This window comes from Pseudomonas sp. RW407 (genome assembly GCF_003176655.1).
Classification (GTDB): domain Bacteria; phylum Pseudomonadota; class Gammaproteobacteria; order Pseudomonadales; family Pseudomonadaceae; genus Pseudomonas; species Pseudomonas delhiensis.
On record NZ_QGSL01000106.1, the window covers coordinates 639,343 to 655,511 of the forward strand.

Below are 16,169 nucleotides of genomic sequence, written 5' to 3' on the forward strand. Positions count from 1 at the left end.
GCAGGTGGCCATACAGGGCCTCCGGCTGCGCGTGCGGCGACTGCACCGCGAACAGCAGCCCGCGCCAGCCGGCCACCTGGCGGAAGCCGCAGAACAGCGCGTAGCCCAGGTTCAGCTCGACGCGCAGGCGCTGGTAGAAGCCACCCTCCAGCTCGCGCGCCAGCAGCTGCCAGGCGGCCTCCTGCGCCGCGCCACGTCCTGGCAGCGGGCAGAACAGCAGCAGCGCCGCCTCGCCCTCGCCCGCTACGACGCGGCGATGTCGGCCCGCGGCCAGGGCCGGCGGCAACAGCGGCTGCATCGCCGGCAGGCCGGGTACCCGGCTCGCCCGGGGCGGCTCGGTATTGCGGGCCAGCACGTCCCAACGCGCCGCGGACCAGTCCGGCAGGCCCTCGCCCTCGCCCGCCAGGCTGGCCGGCAAGGCGTCGAGCAGGCGGCGGATCGGCAGTTCGGCGGCCTTGCGCTGTAGCTCGCGCTGCAGCAGGCGTTCGCCCTGGGCAGCCAGCGCCGCAGGGGGCTCGGCCAGCAGCGCCAGGGCGCGGTCCAGGCAGCTTTCCAGGCGGTCGGCCGGGCCCTGCAGGCCCAGGGCCCAGTCGGCGCCCTCCTCGTCCAGGCGCAGGCTCACGCCATTGCGCCGCGCCAGCCCAGCCAGCGGGCGCAGGCCGTGGCGCAGGGCGAGGAAGTGGCTGCGGGCCGGCACATTCGGGAAGCGCCAGCGCAGGTGCAACGTACCCGCCGGCGCTGTGCTGGCCGGTGCCGGCGCCTCGAAGCGCCAGGCCCGGGGGGCGAAGTCCAGGGGCTTGGCCGGCCCGCGCCCGAGCTGCAGTTCGAAGCCGGCCACGCAGGTGGGCCGGCCCGGCGCATCCGGCGCGACCAGCAGGCGGACCGGGCGCGAAGCGTCCAGCGCCGCCAGCCACTGCGGCACGACCGGCGCCGGCAGGCCGCGAGCCCGCTGGCGCAGTTGTTCCAGGGGCGCCAGTTGATGCCATTCAGCCAGCACCAGCACCTCGCCGCTGCCACTGCGCAGTGCACGCAGCCAATCGAGGAAGGCCGCTTCGACGGTCGGCGCATGCCGGGCCTGCGCCAGCTCGAAGGTCACCGCCAGCAGCGCCTGCCCCGCTGCGCGGTAGGCCACCCGGAGGGCCGCCGCATCGCACAACCCCCGCTCACCCAGCCAGGCCAGCAGCCCGCCAGCCGCCTCGTCGGCCAGCAGGCCGGCCAGGGCATCGAGGGTCTGCTCGGCGGCGGCGTCCAGCTCATCCACGGCGAAGCCCAGCACCAGGCGCGGCGCACCGGGCAGGCGCAGGTGGAGCCAGTCCTCCGCCAACGGCGCCAGGGTCGGAGGGCGCTCGCGGGCCGGCAGCTGGCCGGCCGGCCAGCCCTCGCAATACCTGGCGGCGAGCGCCTGCAATTCGTCGAGCGACTGCGGCCCCTGCAGCCACAGCTGCAGGTTGCCAGGCTGGTAGAAGCTGCCGTGGAAGTCTCGCAGCGCGCGCTGGAAGCCCTCCTCTTCCACCGCCAGGCTGGCACGCCGGCCGGCCACGAAACGGCGCAGCGGATGCCCCTCGGCCATCCCGGCGGCCAGGGCCGCGTCGATCAGGGTGCCGGCATCGGTCGCGCGGGCGATGTACTCCGCTTCCAGCACCTCGCGCTCGCCGAGCTGCGCGCCGGCCTCCGGCAGTGGGCCGGCGAGCATGTCCGCCAGGCGCGCCAGGCCCCCGTCCAGCGCCGCGGCGGGCACCTCGAAGAAGTAGTCCGTGGTGCGCGCCCGGGTACTGGCATTCAGGCGCCCGCCCCGCGCCTGCACCCAGGGCATCAGCCGCTCGCCCGCGGCGAAGCGCGCGCCGCCGAGGAACAGCAGGTGTTCGAGGAAATGCGCAAGCCCCGGGTGCGCCCGCGGCTCGTCATGGCTGCCGGCCGCCACCCGCGCCAGGGCGGCGGCGCGGGTGGCCTGCGGATCGTGCACCAGGGTCAGCCCCAGGCCGTTGGCCAGGACGACCTGGCGGGCCTGCGGGGGCGTGGCGTTGCGGTTCATGGGCAATCCAGTGGTGTTCTGCCGCCACCTTACCCGCACGCCGGAGGAAGGGAATAGTGCTTTGGAGGGGTCAGGAGCCGCTGGCGCTGATGACGCCCGTGCGCACCTGCTCGGCCATGGCGATCAGCCGTTCGGCATCGCCCTGCAGGAACGCCGCCATGCGCACCAGGTGCACCGCCTGGGACGCCGGCAGCTGCTCGGCGGCCCGCCCCAGGTCGGTCGCCAGCCCCTCGTGGCGGAAGGCCATGTTCAGTAATTCGCGCCGCAGCCGCTGGCTCGCATCGTTCAGGCCCATGACGCACCCTCGCAAGGCAGTCGAAAATTCCAGCATAGCCGAGCCGGGTACGGCCGGGGCGCTCGGCGCGGCGGGGACAATCGCGGACGGAGTCCGCTCCTACGGCCGTGCCAACCGTAGGGCGGATAACCGTTCGCGGTTATCCGCCGCTACACCTTCCTTGTCGGCAACACCGTGGTTGAGCCTGGCGCAGCTCCGACGGCGGCTCCGTGCCCGGCGCCGAGCGGAATGCGGCCAAGGTCAAACGGCGGATAACGCGGAGCGTTATTCGCCCTACGCCAGGCCCACTCGTAGGGCGCATAACCGTTCGCGGTTATCCGCCGCTACACCCTCCTTGTCGGCAACGCCGTGGTTGAGCCTGGCGCAGCTCCAACGGCGGCTCCGTGCCCGGCGCCGAGCCGAATGCGGCCAAGGCCAAACGGCGGATAACGCGGAGCGTTATTCGCCCTACGCCAGGCCCACCCGTAGGGCGAATAACCGTTCGCGGTTATCCGCCGCCTCACCTTCCTTGTCGGCAACGCCGTGGTTGAGCCTGGCGCAGCTCCGACGGCGGCTCCGTGCCCGGTACCGAGCGGAATGCGGCCAAGGTCAAACGGCGGATAACGCGGAGCGTTATTCGCCCTACGCCAGGTCTACCCGTAGGGCGCATAACCGTTCGCGGTTATCCGCCGTTGGCCGTGCCAGCGGGGCGTCCGGCGTGGCGGGGGGCAATCGTGGACGGTGGCCTGTCGCGGCTATGGGGCCTCGTCCGGGCGGCCCCGCAGGCTGAAGCGGACGAGCGCGCCGCGGGGCGGGTTGGCGAGCGCCTGGAGCTGCCCGCCATGGGCCTCGACGATCGAGCGGCAGATCGACAGGCCCATGCCCAGGCCGCTGGGCTTGGTGGTGTAGAAAGGCGCGAAGAGCTGCCCGGCGTCCTGCGCGGCGAACCCCGGGCCGGAGTCGCCGACGCTCACCGCCACGCCGCCTTCGTCGTCCGCCGCCGTTTCGATGTCCAGCTGGCGCGTCCCGTCGTCGACGTCGCCCATGGCCTCGATGGCGTTGATGATCAGGTTGAGCAGCACCTGCTGCAGCGCCACCCGGTCGCCCTGCACCGGCGGCAGCCCCTCGGCCAGCCGCGTGCGTACGGAGATACCGCCCTTGGCGGCCTGGCCGCGGGTGAACTCGACCATTTCCAGGATCGCCTCGTTGATGTCCACCGCGGCCTTCTGCGACGGCGCCTTGCGCAGCAGCCCGCGGATGCGCTTGAGCACGTCCGAGGCGCGGTTGGCGTCCTTGACGATGCGTTCGAGCACCTGCCCCACCTCGCCCAGCTCCGGCGGCCGTGCCGCCAGCCAACGCTGCGCCGCGTAGGCGTTGGTGACGGTGGCGGCGATCGGCTGGTTGACCTCGTGGGCGATGGACGCGGTGAGCTGGCCCATGGTCGCCACGCGGTTGGCGTGGGCCAGTTCGGCCTGCACCTCGCGGTAGCGCCGCTCGCGCTCGGCGACGTCGCGGTACAGCCGAGCGTTCTCCAGGGAACTGGCGGCCTGCGAGGCCACCAGCTTGAGCACGGCGGTGCGCGCCGGGCTGAAGGCCCGGGCGGTCAGGTTGTTCTCCAGGTACAGGGCGCCGGTGAGCTGGCCCTGGTTCATCAGCGGCAGGCAGAGGATGGAGCGCGCCTGGCGGCTGCGCACGTAGGCCGAGCTGGCGTACGCCGCCTCGGCCAGGGCGTCGTCCAGCACCAGGCTCCGGCCGGTGCGCAGCACCTGGTAGAGCACCGCCTCGGGCAGCAGCGCCTCGCTCACCGGCTCGTCGCGCAGTTGCAGCGCCGGCGCGTCGTCGTCGACCGTCGCCTGGGCCACGATGCGCGGCTCGCCGGCACCCTGGAGCACCAGCACGCCGCGTTCGGCGCCGGCCTGTTCGATGGCCGTGCGCATGACCCGGTCCACCAGCCCTTCCAGCGCGATCTCGCCGGAGGTGGTCTGCAGCACCTTGAGCACGGTGGCCAGGTCCAGCTGCTCCACCGGGGTGGCCATGGTGGCCGTGGGGCCCGGCGCCGGCGCTTGCTCGCCGAGGAAGGGATGGCGCGCCTGCAGCTGCCGCACCTTCCCCTCGGCGCCCCAGCGCTGGTAGCAGTCGCCGGCGCCCTGCAGGTAGACACGGGCCACCCTGTCGAGCCCGCGCGTGGCGTAGCAGGCGGCCGCCAGTTCGTTGGCCAGCGCCTCGACCTGGATGAAGCCGCCTTCCTGGGCGGCGCGGATGGCCTGCTCGTAATGCAGTTCGGCATCCGCCACGCGGCCCTGCAGGCGGGCGAGCTCGGCCTCCAGCAGCAGGACGTGGCAGGTGAAGTTCGCCGGGCACAGGTGCGCCCACATCCGCAGTTCCTCCCGGTGCGCGGCCACGGCGCCGAGGTGGCGGTCGCCCGGCGCAGCGGCGTCGCACAGCGCCGCGTGGGCGAGCGCGTCGAAGAAGCAGTATTCGGCTTCCTCGATGAACGCATGGGAAGTCCACAGCAGCGGCTGCGCCTGGGCGGAGGCCTCCAGCGCCGCCGCGTGGTCGCCGGCGAAGTAGCGCGCCTGCAGCTTGCGGATCCAGTACCAGCAGCTGTACACCCGCGAGGCGCCGGCCAGGCGCGCCTCGGTGTCAGCCTCGCTGAAGCCGCCCTGGTCGAGGTGGCCGAAGCGCGGCGCCAGGCCCCGCAGCGTGCGGACCAGGGCGAGCTGGTTGTCGAGGAAGTCGATGACCAGGCCGAAACCCACCTTGCCGGCGTAGCCCAGGCCGCGCTCCGCCTCGGCCTGCAGCTCGGGCAGCGGCTCGCCGCCGAACAGCAGGTTGGACACCAGGCTGTTGCAGGCGAAGGCGCCGAACGGCAGGTCGCCGGTGCGGTTGGCGCTGTCGAACACGCGGCGCAGCTGCTCGTCGCAGGCGCGCACCGGCTGCACCCAGCGCGCGGCGAACAGCGAGAAGGAAAGCAGGGTGCGCGCCTCGTAGCGCTCCAGGTGGCGCCGCTCGACGAGTTCGCAGCCGAGCCGGCCGAAGCGCAAGCCGGCGTCGTAGTCGCCGAAACGCCGCCCGGCGACCCGCGGGATGTTGGCGTAGGCCACGCAGGAGGCGTCGCCGTTGCCGTGCTCCAGGCTGAGGTTGATGGCCTTGCAGATGGTCAGGCAGGCCAGGTTGCCGTCGGTGTGCAGGGCCGGCGAGAACAGCGTGGTCAGCGCCTCGATGGTGGCCAGGGCGAGCGGGTCGCGCATCGGCGGCAGGTCGATGAGCGTCTCGATGGGCCGCGCGCCGAGCTGCGCGCGGATGCGCTCGTACTCGGCCTGCACAGTGGCGTCGTCCGGGTGGGCCGGCCAGTCGATGCCCACGTGGCGGAGGAAATCCAGGCACACGGCCACCGCGTCGTCGCGGCGGTCGAGGATCAGGTAGACGTCCACCTGCAGGCAGGCCACCCAGGCGCGTTGCACGGTCGTCGCGGCGCGTCCGGACAGCGCCCGCAGGCGCTGCTCGGCCACGGCCACCTGGCCGGTGACGAACTCGCACTCGGCGCGGCCGGACTCCAGGGCGAACATCAGCTCGTGCCGGGCCTGCCAGCACGCCTCGTCCAGCAGTTCCAGGCCCCGGCTGAAATAAGCCAGCGCCGAGGCATAGGCGGCCGAGGACCTGGCCCGCTGCCCGGCGAGCAGGTTGAACCCGGCCAGCCGCTCCCGTTCGGCCGGTTCGGCGATCAGCGCGGCGCCACGGTTGAGCTGGCCGACGATCTCGAAGATGGCCTCTTCGCGCGCCTGCGGCGGCGTCTGCTCGGCCAGCAGGCGGCCGATCCGCAGGTGCGCCGCGGCGCGTTCGGCCTGGGGGATCAGCAGGTAGGCCGCCTCGTGGATGCGGTCGTGGGCGAAGGCGTAGGCGCCGTCCACGCGTTCCACCAGCTCCTGCCGGATGGCCGCCCACAGGGCCCGCTGCAGCTGGCCGCGTGGCAGCGCCAGCACGCGGCCCAGCGCCCCGGCCTCGGCGCGGTTGCCCAGGCAGGCCAGCTGCTGCAGCACCTCGCGGGTCTGCGCCGGCAGGCGGCCCAGCTTGTCGAGCATCAGGTCGACGACGTTGTCGGTGTAGCCCATGGCCTGGATGCGCCCGAGGTCCCAGCGCCAGCCCCGCGCGCCGGCGTCGAAGGCCAGCAGGCCCTCCTCCGCCAGGGCCTGGAGGAACTGGATGACGAAGAACGGATTGCCGGCGGTCTTCCCGTGCACCAGTTGCGCCAGCGGGCGGACGCGCGCCGGCTCGCCGTGCAGGGCCTCGGCGATCAGTTGCTCGACGTGGGCGCGGCCGAGCGGCGCCAGGCCGATCTCGTCGATGCGCACCTGTGCCTTGCCGACCTTGCGCAGCGTGGCGCGCAAGGGGTGGGCCTCGTCCACCTCGTTGCTGCGGTAGGCGCCGACCAGCATCAGGTGGCGCAGGTCGTCGCTGGTCAGCAGCTCTTCCAGCAGGCCGAGGGTGGCCGCATCCAGCCATTGCAGGTCGTCGAGGAACAGCGCCAGCGGGTGCTCCGGCCGGGCGAACACGCCGATGAAGCGCTTGAACACCAGCAGGAAGCGGCGCTGCGCCTGCTGCGGTTCGAGCAGCGGCAGCGGCGGCGGCTCGCCGATGACCAGCTTCAGTTCCGGGATCAGCTCGGTCATGACCCGCGCATTGGCGCCCAGCGCCGCCAGCAGGGCCTGGCGCCAGCGCGCCAGTTCCCGGTCGTTCTTGCCCAGGAGCATGCGCACCAGGCCCTGGAAGGCCTGCACCAGGGTCGAGTACGGGATGTTGCGCTTGTACTGGTCGAACTTGCCGGCGGCGAACAGCCCGCGCGGCGGCACCAGCAGCTTGTGCAGCTCGTTGACCACCGAGGACTTGCCGATGCCGGAGTAGCCGGACACCAGCACCAGCCCCGGCGCGTCACCGCCGACTATGCGCTCGAAGGCGGCGACCAGGGTGGCCACCTCGGCGTCGCGGCCGTAGAGCTTCTCGGGGACCAGCAGGCGCTCCGGCACGCTGTGCCCGTCCAGCGGGAAGTCGTCGATGCGCCCCTGGCGCTGCCAGCTCGCCAGGCAGCGGCGCAGGTCGTGCTCCAGGCCCGCGGCGCTCTGGTAGCGTTCCTCGGCGGTCTTGGCCAGCAGCTTCATGACCAGCTGAGACAGCGGCGCGGGGATGCCCGCCACCCGCGCATCGGGCGGCACCGCCTGGCGCGCGATGTGGCAGTGCACCCACTCCATGGCCTCGCTGGCGGCGAACGGCAGGTCGCCGGTGAGCATCTGGTAGAGGGTGATGCCCAGGGCGTAGAGGTCGCTGCGCGAGTCGATCGAGCGGTTCATCCGCCCGGTCTGCTCGGGCGCCATGTAGGCCAGGGTGCCGGCGATGGTCTCCGGCGGTTCCGGCGCCTGGCGCTCGCGCGGCAGCCACGAGGCCAGGCCGAAGCCGGTGAGGCGGACGCGGCCGTCGGCGCAGTCGACCAGGATGTGTGGCGGCTTCAGGTCCTTGTGCACCAGGCCGCGCTGGTGCAGGCGGCCCAGGGCCGCGCTGATGCCCACGGCCAGCTGCAGGAAGCGGCCCGTTTCCATGGGCGCGCCCAGTTGCGCGGACAGCGGCTCGCCGCCGGGGTCCTCCAGCACCAGCAGGCTGCGCCCGCCCTCGCGCAGCAGCGCCAGCGGGCGGACCGCCCAGGCGCCATCCAGCGCGTCCTTCAGGCCGAACTCGTGGGCCAGGCGCTCCAGGCTGGCGGGCGGCGGCGGCTCGCCGGCCGGGCGCGCGAGCAGCACGCCCAGCGCCTCGTCACGCGGGTGCCACCCACGGCTGAAGACGCGCTCGCCGTCGTCCCACAGGGCCTGCTGTCTGTCGCTCATCCCCGCTCCACGCCGCGCCCGCTCAGGGGGCCCGGCGCGTCTGCGGCGGGACGCCCAGGGCCTCGGACTTGCGCACCAGGTCCGCCACCGAGCGCGCCGCCAGCTTGCGCATCAACTGCCCGCGGTGGACCTTCACCGTCACCTCGCTGAGGTTCAGCTCGGCGGCGATCTGCTTGTTCATCAGGCCGGCCACCACGTAGCCCATCACCTCCCGCTCGCGGGCGGTGAGCGCGGCGTAGGCCTCGCGCAGCCCGGCGCTGGAGCGCTCGGCGGCGAGCCGCTCGGTGTCCCTGGCCAGGGCGCTGGCCACGGCGTCGAGCATGTCCTGGTCGCGGAACGGCTTGGCGAGGAAGTCGACCGCCCCCGCCTTCATGGCCTTGACGGTCATGGCGATGTCGCCGTGGCCGGTCATGAACACAATGGGCATGCGCAGGCCGTGCTTCTCCACCTGCTCCTGGAAGGCCAGGCCGCTCTCGCCGCGCAGGCGCACGTCGAGCACCAGGCAGCTGGGCACGTCGTGGCGGGGGAAGGCGAGGAAGTCCCGGGGGGATTCGAAGGTCTCCACGTGCAGGCCGATGGAGCGCAGCAGGCCCGACAGCGCCAGGCGCATCGACTCGTCGTCGTCCACCACGTAGACCACGGGCTCCTGGTGGCCGGCGGCGCCCTGGGCCGAACCCGATTGCGACCACGAACTCATTTCGTCTCCTCTGCTGGCCGGCGATGCTTGCGGCATGCAGCCCGAAAAATCTAGCCCATGCCACCATGCCCGGCAACGCGGCGGCCGGACGGTTGTCATCCGGAAAAGGCTAGCGCGCCGCCGCGCGCACCCGCCAGGCCATAAATCCCAGGTTATCGGCCAGCACCGACGCCGCGCTTGCAAAGCGCAGCCGCAGGCGGTATTCCGCCAGGCAACTGGAACGGGCATGGCGGCGTGGCGATGAGCGGAAACCCTGGCGACAGCGTGATGAACGAAACACCCGGCGCACACCCGCGCGACGTGCTGTTCGTGGCCTACCCGGACATGGGCCTGCTCGACCTCAGCGGCGCCCAGACGGTGTTCTGGGCCGCCAGCAAGGCGCTGGCCGAACGCGGCCTGCCCGGCTACCGCCTGCACACCGCCAGCCTTGCCGGCGGCCTGGTGCGCACGGTGGAGGGCCTGGCGGTGGACAGCGTCCCCCTGGCCCCGCCGCAGAGCCTGGCGGTGGACACCCTGGTGGTCCCCGGCGCCCCGGACATCTGCCAGACACTGGACAGCCACGCCGAGCTGGCGGCCTGGATAGCCGCCGCCGCGCCGCGGGCCCGGCGCGTCGCCGCGGTGTGCAGCGGCGCCTTCCTGCTGGCCAAGGCCGGCCTGCTCGACGGCCGCCGCGCCGCCACCCACTGGGCCCTTTGCGACACCCTCGGGCAGCGCTTCCCGGCGGTGCAGGTGGATGCCGACGCCATCTTCATCCAGCAGGGCGCGGTCTGGACCTCGGCGGGCGTGAGCGCCGGCATCGACCTGGCGCTGGCCCTGGTGGAGGCCGACTGCGGCCGCGAGGTGGCCATGGCGGTGGCCCGCGAACTGGTGGTGTACCTCAAGCGCCCCGGCGGCCAGGCGCAGTACAGCACGCTGCTGCAGTCCCAGGCCGCGGACAGCCCGCTGTTCGACGAGCTGCACCTGTGGCTGGCCGAGCACCTGGGCGAGCCCGGGCTGACGGTGGAAAGCCTGGCCGAGCACGCGCGAATGAGCCCGCGCAACTTCTCGCGGGTCTACAAGCAGAAGACCGGCCGCACCCCGTCCAGGGCCATCGAGCTGTTCCGCCTGGAGGCGGCCAGGCGCCTGCTGGAGCACTCGACGCAGAGCATCGAGCAGATCGCCCGGCAATGCGGCTTCGGCAACGAGGAGCGGATGCGCGGCACCTTCCAGCGCAACCTGTCCCTCTCCCCGCGCGACTACCGCAGCCGTTTCACTCGCGAGGCCTGAGTGCTGCCTTCGTCTTCGTATGGATGAGCTTGCCTTTTAGTGATCAAGGCAAGTTACGAAGTTGTGGAAAGTGCCTCGACGGAAGTTTGCAAGAACCCATACCCAGGTCTCGCCGGACTATACCCAGGTATACTTCTTCGCCTTGTCCGCTGGCGTATCTTGAAATCTCGACAGATACCGCCACGAGCAATTTCGGATGATCCAAGAACCCCCGAGTCACCATACGGCCGTGATTGCCGTGGTCGACGACGATGAATCCGTGCGCGCGGCGCTGGAGAGCCTGCTGCGCGCCAGCGGCTACCGCGTGCGCAGTCATTCCAGCGCCTTGGACTTTCTCTCCGCCGGAGAGCCCGGCGAGGTGCAGTGCCTGGTTTCCGACGTGCAGATGCCCGGCATGAGCGGCCTGCAGCTGCATGCAAGGCTCATCGCCATGGGCCTGTGCGTTCCCGTCATCTTCATCACCGCCTACCCCGAGGCGGTTCCCGTCCCGCTCGCCTGCCTGTCCAAACCGTTCGACGCCGAGCGCCTGCTCGCGTGCATCGAAAGCGCCCTGCGCCAGCCCTGCTGAAACCTCCCCGGCAAGTTCCGCCGATACCTAGGTATATATCCGCCAGACCAACGCACTATTCCGCGAACCCCATGTAGAAGTGTGCGGCGCAAGTTCCCCGAATAGCATGAATTCCACAGCGGACGATCGGATGCAGCCAATACCGGCACGATGATCGTCACGCCGGACCTGAAGCCGAAACTTCAAGGTCATTCATCCCCTCACCTATTCGGGAGCAAGTCATGAAACAGCAGATTCTGATCGTTGGCGCAGGCTTCGGTGGGCTCTGGAGCGCCTTGAGCGCGGCACGCCTGCTGGACAAACACGACCGTCACGACGTACAGGTCACCCTCCTGGCGCCCCAGGCGGAGCTGCGCATCCGCCCACGCTTCTACGAGCCCGAGGTGGACCGCATGTTCGCCCCGCTGGACGCCCTGTTCGACACCGTGGGCATACGCTTCGTCCAGGGCACCGCCGAGCGCATCGACGAGCAGGCGCAGACCGTCGGCTACCGCGACGCCGCCGGCCGCCAGGGCGAGCTGGGCTACGACCGCCTGGTGCTGGCCACCGGCAGCCAGCTCGCCCGGCCGCCGGTGCCGGGCCTGGACAGTCACGCCTTCGACGTCGACCAGATCGAGTCCGCGGCACGCCTGGAAGAACACCTCAAGGCCCTGGGCGAGCGGCCCGCCAGCCCGGCGCGCAACACCGTGGTGATCGCCGGCGGCGGCTTCACCGGCATCGAGACCGCCACCGAGATGCCGGCGCGCCTGCGCCAGGCGCTGGGCGCGGACCAGGACATCCGTGTGGTCATCGTCGACCGCGGCGCGCAGGTGGCCGCCGCCCTGGGCGACGGCATCCGCCCGTCCATCGTCGAAGCCTCCAGGGAACTGGGCATCGAATGGCTGCCCGGCGCCAGCGTCGCGGCGGTGGACGCCAATGGCGTGACCCTCGCCGACGGCCGCCGCATCGACAGCCACACGCTCATCTGGACCGTGGGCTTCCGCGCCAGCCCGCTGACCGGGCAGGTGAGCGGCGAGCGCGACGCCCAGGGCCGCCTGCACGTGGACGGCAACCTCCGGGTACGCGGCCAGGGCAGGATATTCGCCGCCGGCGACGTGGCCTACGCCGCCACCGACGACCTCGGCAACCACGCGGTGATGTCCTGCCAGCACGCCATCTCCCTGGGCCGCCACGCCGGCAACAACGCCGCCGCCGACCTGCTGGGCGTGCCGCCCACCACCTACCGCCAGCCCAAGTACGTGACCTGCCTGGACCTGGGCGCCTGGGGCGCGGTGTACACCGAGGGCTGGGACCGCCAGGTCAAGCTGGTCGGGCAGCCGGCCAAGGAGCTGAAGACGCAGATCAACACCCTGTGGATCTACCCGCCGGCAGCGGACCGCAGCATCGCCCTGGCGGCGGCCGATCCGCTCATTCCGGTGGCCTGATCGCGGACGCGGGGAGCCAGGGTTCGCGGGCAAGAACTAGGCGTCCCCCTCGATCCTACGAAGAGCCGTGCCGCTCTTGATTTTGGACTTCCAGAGAAACCTCCGAGCGCACCGGAACGCCCCTTCAGGAGGCCGAGCGAAACCGGCGCTCAGGAGGTCATGCGACATGGATGTCGCGAGAGCCCCGATGGGCTACAGGGACGTACCCTCGGGGCGGGCCTCCGTGGCGGGGGAATTCGTGAGGGTAGCCCGGCTCCATCGGGCCCGTATGCGGGCAATGTAGAGGACAAGCACATGGGTAACAAATGAGTTCAGTCACATGGGTGACACTCGCATCGTCAGGTATCGATCATTTCGCTCGTGTTCGTCCAGCTTGCCGATAACGATTGGGCCGAAATGCACAGCCCAGATGCCCTCACCGGTGAGTTCCAGTCCGACGAGTTCGCGCTGTAGCACATAGCCCACATAAATCTGCATTCCCCGTCGATTGACCAAGCCTGCGCCGTCGACCCGGTATACCTCCATGTGCCCTGGATAACTGGGCTCAGGCAGGCGGTCCGGGAAGGCTCGTGGTGAAGGGACATAGCACTGCGCCGGGGTTTTCTGCTCCAGGGCTTCATGCGGCCGCTCATGGTTGTAGTGCTGCAGGAAGTTCTCGAAGCAGGTCTGCTGACTGCTCAGATCAGCCTCGGGTGGCTGGACAGTGGCGAATTTGAGCGTGCGGTGCATACGCTCATGGCGACCATTCTGTTCCGGGTGGCCGGGTGCGATGCGTTCGGGGAGGATGCCCAGGCGCAACCACCAGATGGATAACCGCGACAGGCCCGCCCGCCCCTTGCTGACAAAGGGCGTGCCGTTGTCCGTGCGCAGGCGGGACGGTAGTCCGTAGGTACGGAACAGGCGCTCGAAGACCGCCTGCGTTTCGGCCAGGCGTGGGCCAAGCAGTCCATCGCAGGCCAGGAGGTAGCGGCTGGCATGGTCCATGACCGTAAGCGGGTAGCACCATTGCCCATCGCGGGTGAGGAACTGCCCTTTGTAATCGGCCGTCCAGAGGTCGTTGGGAGCCTTCGCCGGGGTCAGTGGTTTTGGATAAGCTGGTATCCGCTGGCGCACTCGTCGCGGCGCGATCAGGTCCGCCTGCTTGAGGATGTTGTAAATCGTGGTCCGCGAAGGGCTCTGCCCGGGGTAACGCTGCTCGACCAGCACCTGGATCTTCTTCGGGCCTAAATCGACATTCGAATCCCGACGTAACTTGAGGATGTATTCGCGGATCACGTAAGGCGTCGTAAACGCTTGCTTATGGGGGCGCCGGCTTTGTTCGTCCAGCCCCTCCAGACCCGCGTGTCGGTAGCGCTCCACCCATTTGTAGCCGGTCTTGCGACTGATGCCGAAGCGCTCGCACAACACAGTGAAGCTGTAGAGCTCACGCAGATAGTCGGCAATGAACAGTACTTTCTCATCCATAGGTTTCAGCTCTCGCCAAGGCATGGGCCAGTCCTCGTGAGGTGACCCCTGCAGGTTAGAAACTGTTACCCATGTGCCTGAACCGATTTGTCACCTATGTGGGTGAGTCGTACCGCAAGCCTTTTTGGTTCCTTTTGTGGCGTTTGACAAAAGGGACTCGCCCGAGGGGGCGAAACAAGAGACATCAACGCACTCGGAGCGGCGCGTTACACCAAGCCCCCAAGCCATTGCGTTCCCGCGTTCGCGGGAATGACAAGGTTAAGGGAGGAGCAGAAGGCCAAGGTTCGCGTAGGGCGAATAACCCGCCGTTAGCCGCCACACCGGTGTTCGATGGCGGCGGATAACGCCGTAGGCGTTATGCGCCCTACGGCACCGCCCTGAACCGTAGGGCGAATAACCGTTCGCGGTTATCCGCCGTTGGCCGCCACACCGGCATTCGACGGCGGCGGCGTGGCTCAACGCCCGTCCACGCCCTCGCGGTCGCGGAAGCCCAGCAGGTAGAGGATGCCGTCCAGGCCCAGGGTGGAGATGGCCTGCTTGGCCGACTGCTTGACCAGCGGCTTGGCGCGGAAGGCCACGCCCAGGCCGGCCAGGCCGAGCATCGGCAGGTCGTTGGCGCCGTCGCCTACGGCGATGGTCTGCTCCAGCTGCAGGCCTTCCTTCGCCGCCAGTTCGCGCAGCAGGTCGGCCTTGCGCTGGGCGTCGACGATCGGCTCGACGGCCACGCCGGTGACCTTGCCGTCGACGATCTCCAGCTCGTTGGCGAAGACGTAGTCGATGCCCAGTTTCGCCTGCAGCTGGCGGGCGAAATAGGTGAAGCCGCCGGAGAGGATGGCGGTCTTGTAGCCCAGGCGCTTGAGCTCGGCGAACAGCGTCTCGGCGCCCTCGGTCAGGCGCAGCGAGGCGCCGATCTCTTCGAGCACGTCCTCGGACAGGCCCTTGAGCAGCGCCAGGCGCTCCTTGAAGCTGGCGCGGAAGTCCAGCTCGCCGCGCATGGCGCGCTCGGTGATCTCGGCGACCTTCTCGCCGACGCCGGCGGCCTTGGCCAGCTCGTCGATGACCTCGGCCTCGATCAGCGTCGAGTCCATGTCGAACACCGCCAGGCGGCGGTTGCGGCGGTACAGCGAGTCGCGCTGGAAGGCGATGTCGACGTTCAGCTCCTGGGCCACGCTGAGGAACTCGGCGCGCAGCGCCACCGGGTCGGCCGGTTCGCCGCGCACGGAGAACTCGATGCAGCCCTTGCCGCGCTCGGCCGGCATGTCCAGCGGCATGCGCCCGGACAGGCGGTCGATGTGGTCGATGTTCAGCCCGTACTTGGCGGTGATCGAGCTGACCCGCTGCAACTGCTCGGCGGTCACCCGGCGCGTCAGCAGGGTGACGATCTGGCGCGGCTTGCCCTGGCCGCCGACCCATTGCTGGTAGTCGGCCTCGGAAACGGGGGTGAAGCGCACCTGCTGGTCGAGTTCGTAGGCGGTGAAGAGCACGTCCTTGAGGACGGCGGAGGCCCGCTCGGTGTCGGGAATCTCCACCAGGATGCCGAAGGACAGGGTGTCGTGGATCACCGCCTGGCCGATGTCGAGGATGTTCACCCCGCCCTGGGCCAGCACGCCGGTGATGGCCGCGGTGAGGCCGGGGCGGTCTTCCCCGGTGATGTTGATCAGGACGATTTCGCGCAAGGCGCAGTCTCCGCCATGGAAAAAGCGCACATTCTACCGCCTTTCTCGGCCGTCGCCTCGCCCGCCGGCGGCACAACCGCCGATCGGATCGTGCGCGCCGGCCGGATCACGGGCGGACCGGCGCTTTGCCCCTTCCCAGGGCGCCGTTATACTGCCGGGACTGTCCTTTCATAGAAGACCGAGCCCGCTGTGACCCGGCCCACGTCCGTCAAGCCCGACAATTTCTTCCTGTTGCTGTACCACGCCCTGCGCCAGCGCCGGGTGCCCATCGCCCTGCGCATCGCCATCCACAGCCTGGTGCTGGTGGCGGCGGCGCTGCTGATCTACGCCTGGGTGATGGGCATGCAGTTCAAGCAGGCCATGCACCAGCAGGCCGATGCCGTGGGCCAGAGCCTGACCACCCAGACCGCGGCCTCGGCCACCGAGCTGCTGGTGTCCAACGACATCCTCAGCCTCAACGTGCTGCTGGGCAACCTGACCAAGAACCCGCTGGTGGCCCACGCCGCCATCTACAGCGCCGACGGCCGCACCCTGGCCGAGGCCGGCTCGCGGCCCAAGCAGGGCCTGCTGGGCGACACCGAGGGGGTCTACTCGACGCAGATCACCTTCCAGGAGGTCATGGCCGGCCAGCTGCGCATCAGCCTGGACATGGAGCAGTTCCAGCAGCCGATGATGGTCAGCCTGCAGAGCATGGGCCTGATCAGCCTGATCCTGCTGCTGCTCACCCTGACCCTCAGCCTGCGCCTGGGCCGCCACATCTCCACCCCGCTGCTGCAGCTGCGCGTGTGGCTGCGCGACCCGGACGACCCCGCCCCCGGCGCCGGCCTGCAGAACGAGATCGGCGACCTGGCCCGCCAGCTCCAGGCCCGCCTGGTGCCGGAGAAGCCGCCGGCCC

Annotated in this window: 10 protein-coding genes; 4 read left to right on the top strand and 6 right to left on the bottom strand. The window is 70.4% G+C overall.

Going from position 1 to position 16,169, the window contains the following annotated elements; translation table 11 throughout:
* The 4 genes from pqqF to DK254_RS19755 all read right to left on the bottom strand — a co-directional run.
* On the bottom strand, positions 1 to 2,032 hold a 2,032-nt coding region (pqqF, locus tag DK254_RS19740), incomplete at its 3' end, for a pyrroloquinoline quinone biosynthesis protein PqqF (RefSeq protein WP_218281427.1).
* 70 nt (positions 2,033 to 2,102) lie between these two features.
* Complete coding sequence (locus DK254_RS19745; protein ID WP_109935129.1) at positions 2,103 to 2,327, bottom strand: hypothetical protein; 225 nt, start codon at positions 2,325 to 2,327, stop codon at positions 2,103 to 2,105.
* A 734-nt stretch (positions 2,328 to 3,061) separates the two neighbouring features.
* On the bottom strand, positions 3,062 to 8,179 hold the full coding sequence (locus tag DK254_RS19750; protein ID WP_109935130.1) for a trifunctional serine/threonine-protein kinase/ATP-binding protein/sensor histidine kinase: 5,118 nt from the start codon (positions 8,177 to 8,179) through the stop codon (positions 3,062 to 3,064).
* A 22-nt stretch (positions 8,180 to 8,201) separates the two neighbouring features.
* Positions 8,202 to 8,876 carry a response regulator transcription factor gene (locus tag DK254_RS19755; RefSeq protein WP_109935131.1) on the bottom strand — a complete coding sequence of 225 codons (675 nt, stop codon included), beginning with the start codon at positions 8,874 to 8,876 and terminating at the stop codon, positions 8,202 to 8,204.
* A 267-nt stretch (positions 8,877 to 9,143) separates the two neighbouring features.
* Here DK254_RS19755 and DK254_RS19760 point away from each other — a divergent pair, with 267 nt between their 5' ends.
* The 3 genes from DK254_RS19760 to DK254_RS19770 all read left to right on the top strand — a co-directional run bounded on the left by DK254_RS19760 (position 9,144) and on the right by DK254_RS19770 (position 12,134).
* Positions 9,144 to 10,142, top strand: a complete 999-nt coding sequence (locus tag DK254_RS19760) for a GlxA family transcriptional regulator (RefSeq protein ID WP_256595906.1) — start codon at positions 9,144 to 9,146, stop codon at positions 10,140 to 10,142.
* Positions 10,143 to 10,338: 196 nt separating this feature from the next.
* Complete coding sequence (locus DK254_RS19765; protein WP_109935132.1) at positions 10,339 to 10,710, top strand: response regulator transcription factor; 372 nt, start codon at positions 10,339 to 10,341, stop codon at positions 10,708 to 10,710.
* Positions 10,711 to 10,931: 221 nt separating this feature from the next.
* On the top strand, positions 10,932 to 12,134 hold the full coding sequence (locus DK254_RS19770) for an NAD(P)/FAD-dependent oxidoreductase (protein WP_109935133.1): 1,203 nt from the start codon (positions 10,932 to 10,934) through the stop codon (positions 12,132 to 12,134).
* Positions 12,135 to 12,449: 315 nt separating this feature from the next.
* Here DK254_RS19770 and DK254_RS19775 read toward each other — a convergent pair whose 3' ends face one another.
* A complete protein-coding gene (locus DK254_RS19775) occupies positions 12,450 to 13,622 on the bottom strand; it encodes an integrase core domain-containing protein (RefSeq protein WP_109933014.1) in 1,173 nt (390 codons plus the stop codon).
* A 431-nt stretch (positions 13,623 to 14,053) separates the two neighbouring features.
* Positions 14,054 to 15,274 (bottom strand): phosphoserine phosphatase SerB, encoded by a 1,221-nt coding sequence (gene serB, locus DK254_RS19780; RefSeq protein ID WP_089389977.1) that lies wholly within the window; start codon positions 15,272 to 15,274, stop codon positions 14,054 to 14,056.
* A 189-nt stretch (positions 15,275 to 15,463) separates the two neighbouring features.
* On the opposite strand from serB, the gene DK254_RS19785 reads away from it, so the two are divergent.
* Positions 15,464 to 16,169 (top strand): AhpA/YtjB family protein (locus DK254_RS19785; protein ID WP_256595908.1); only part of this gene is annotated, 706 nt, incomplete at its 3' end.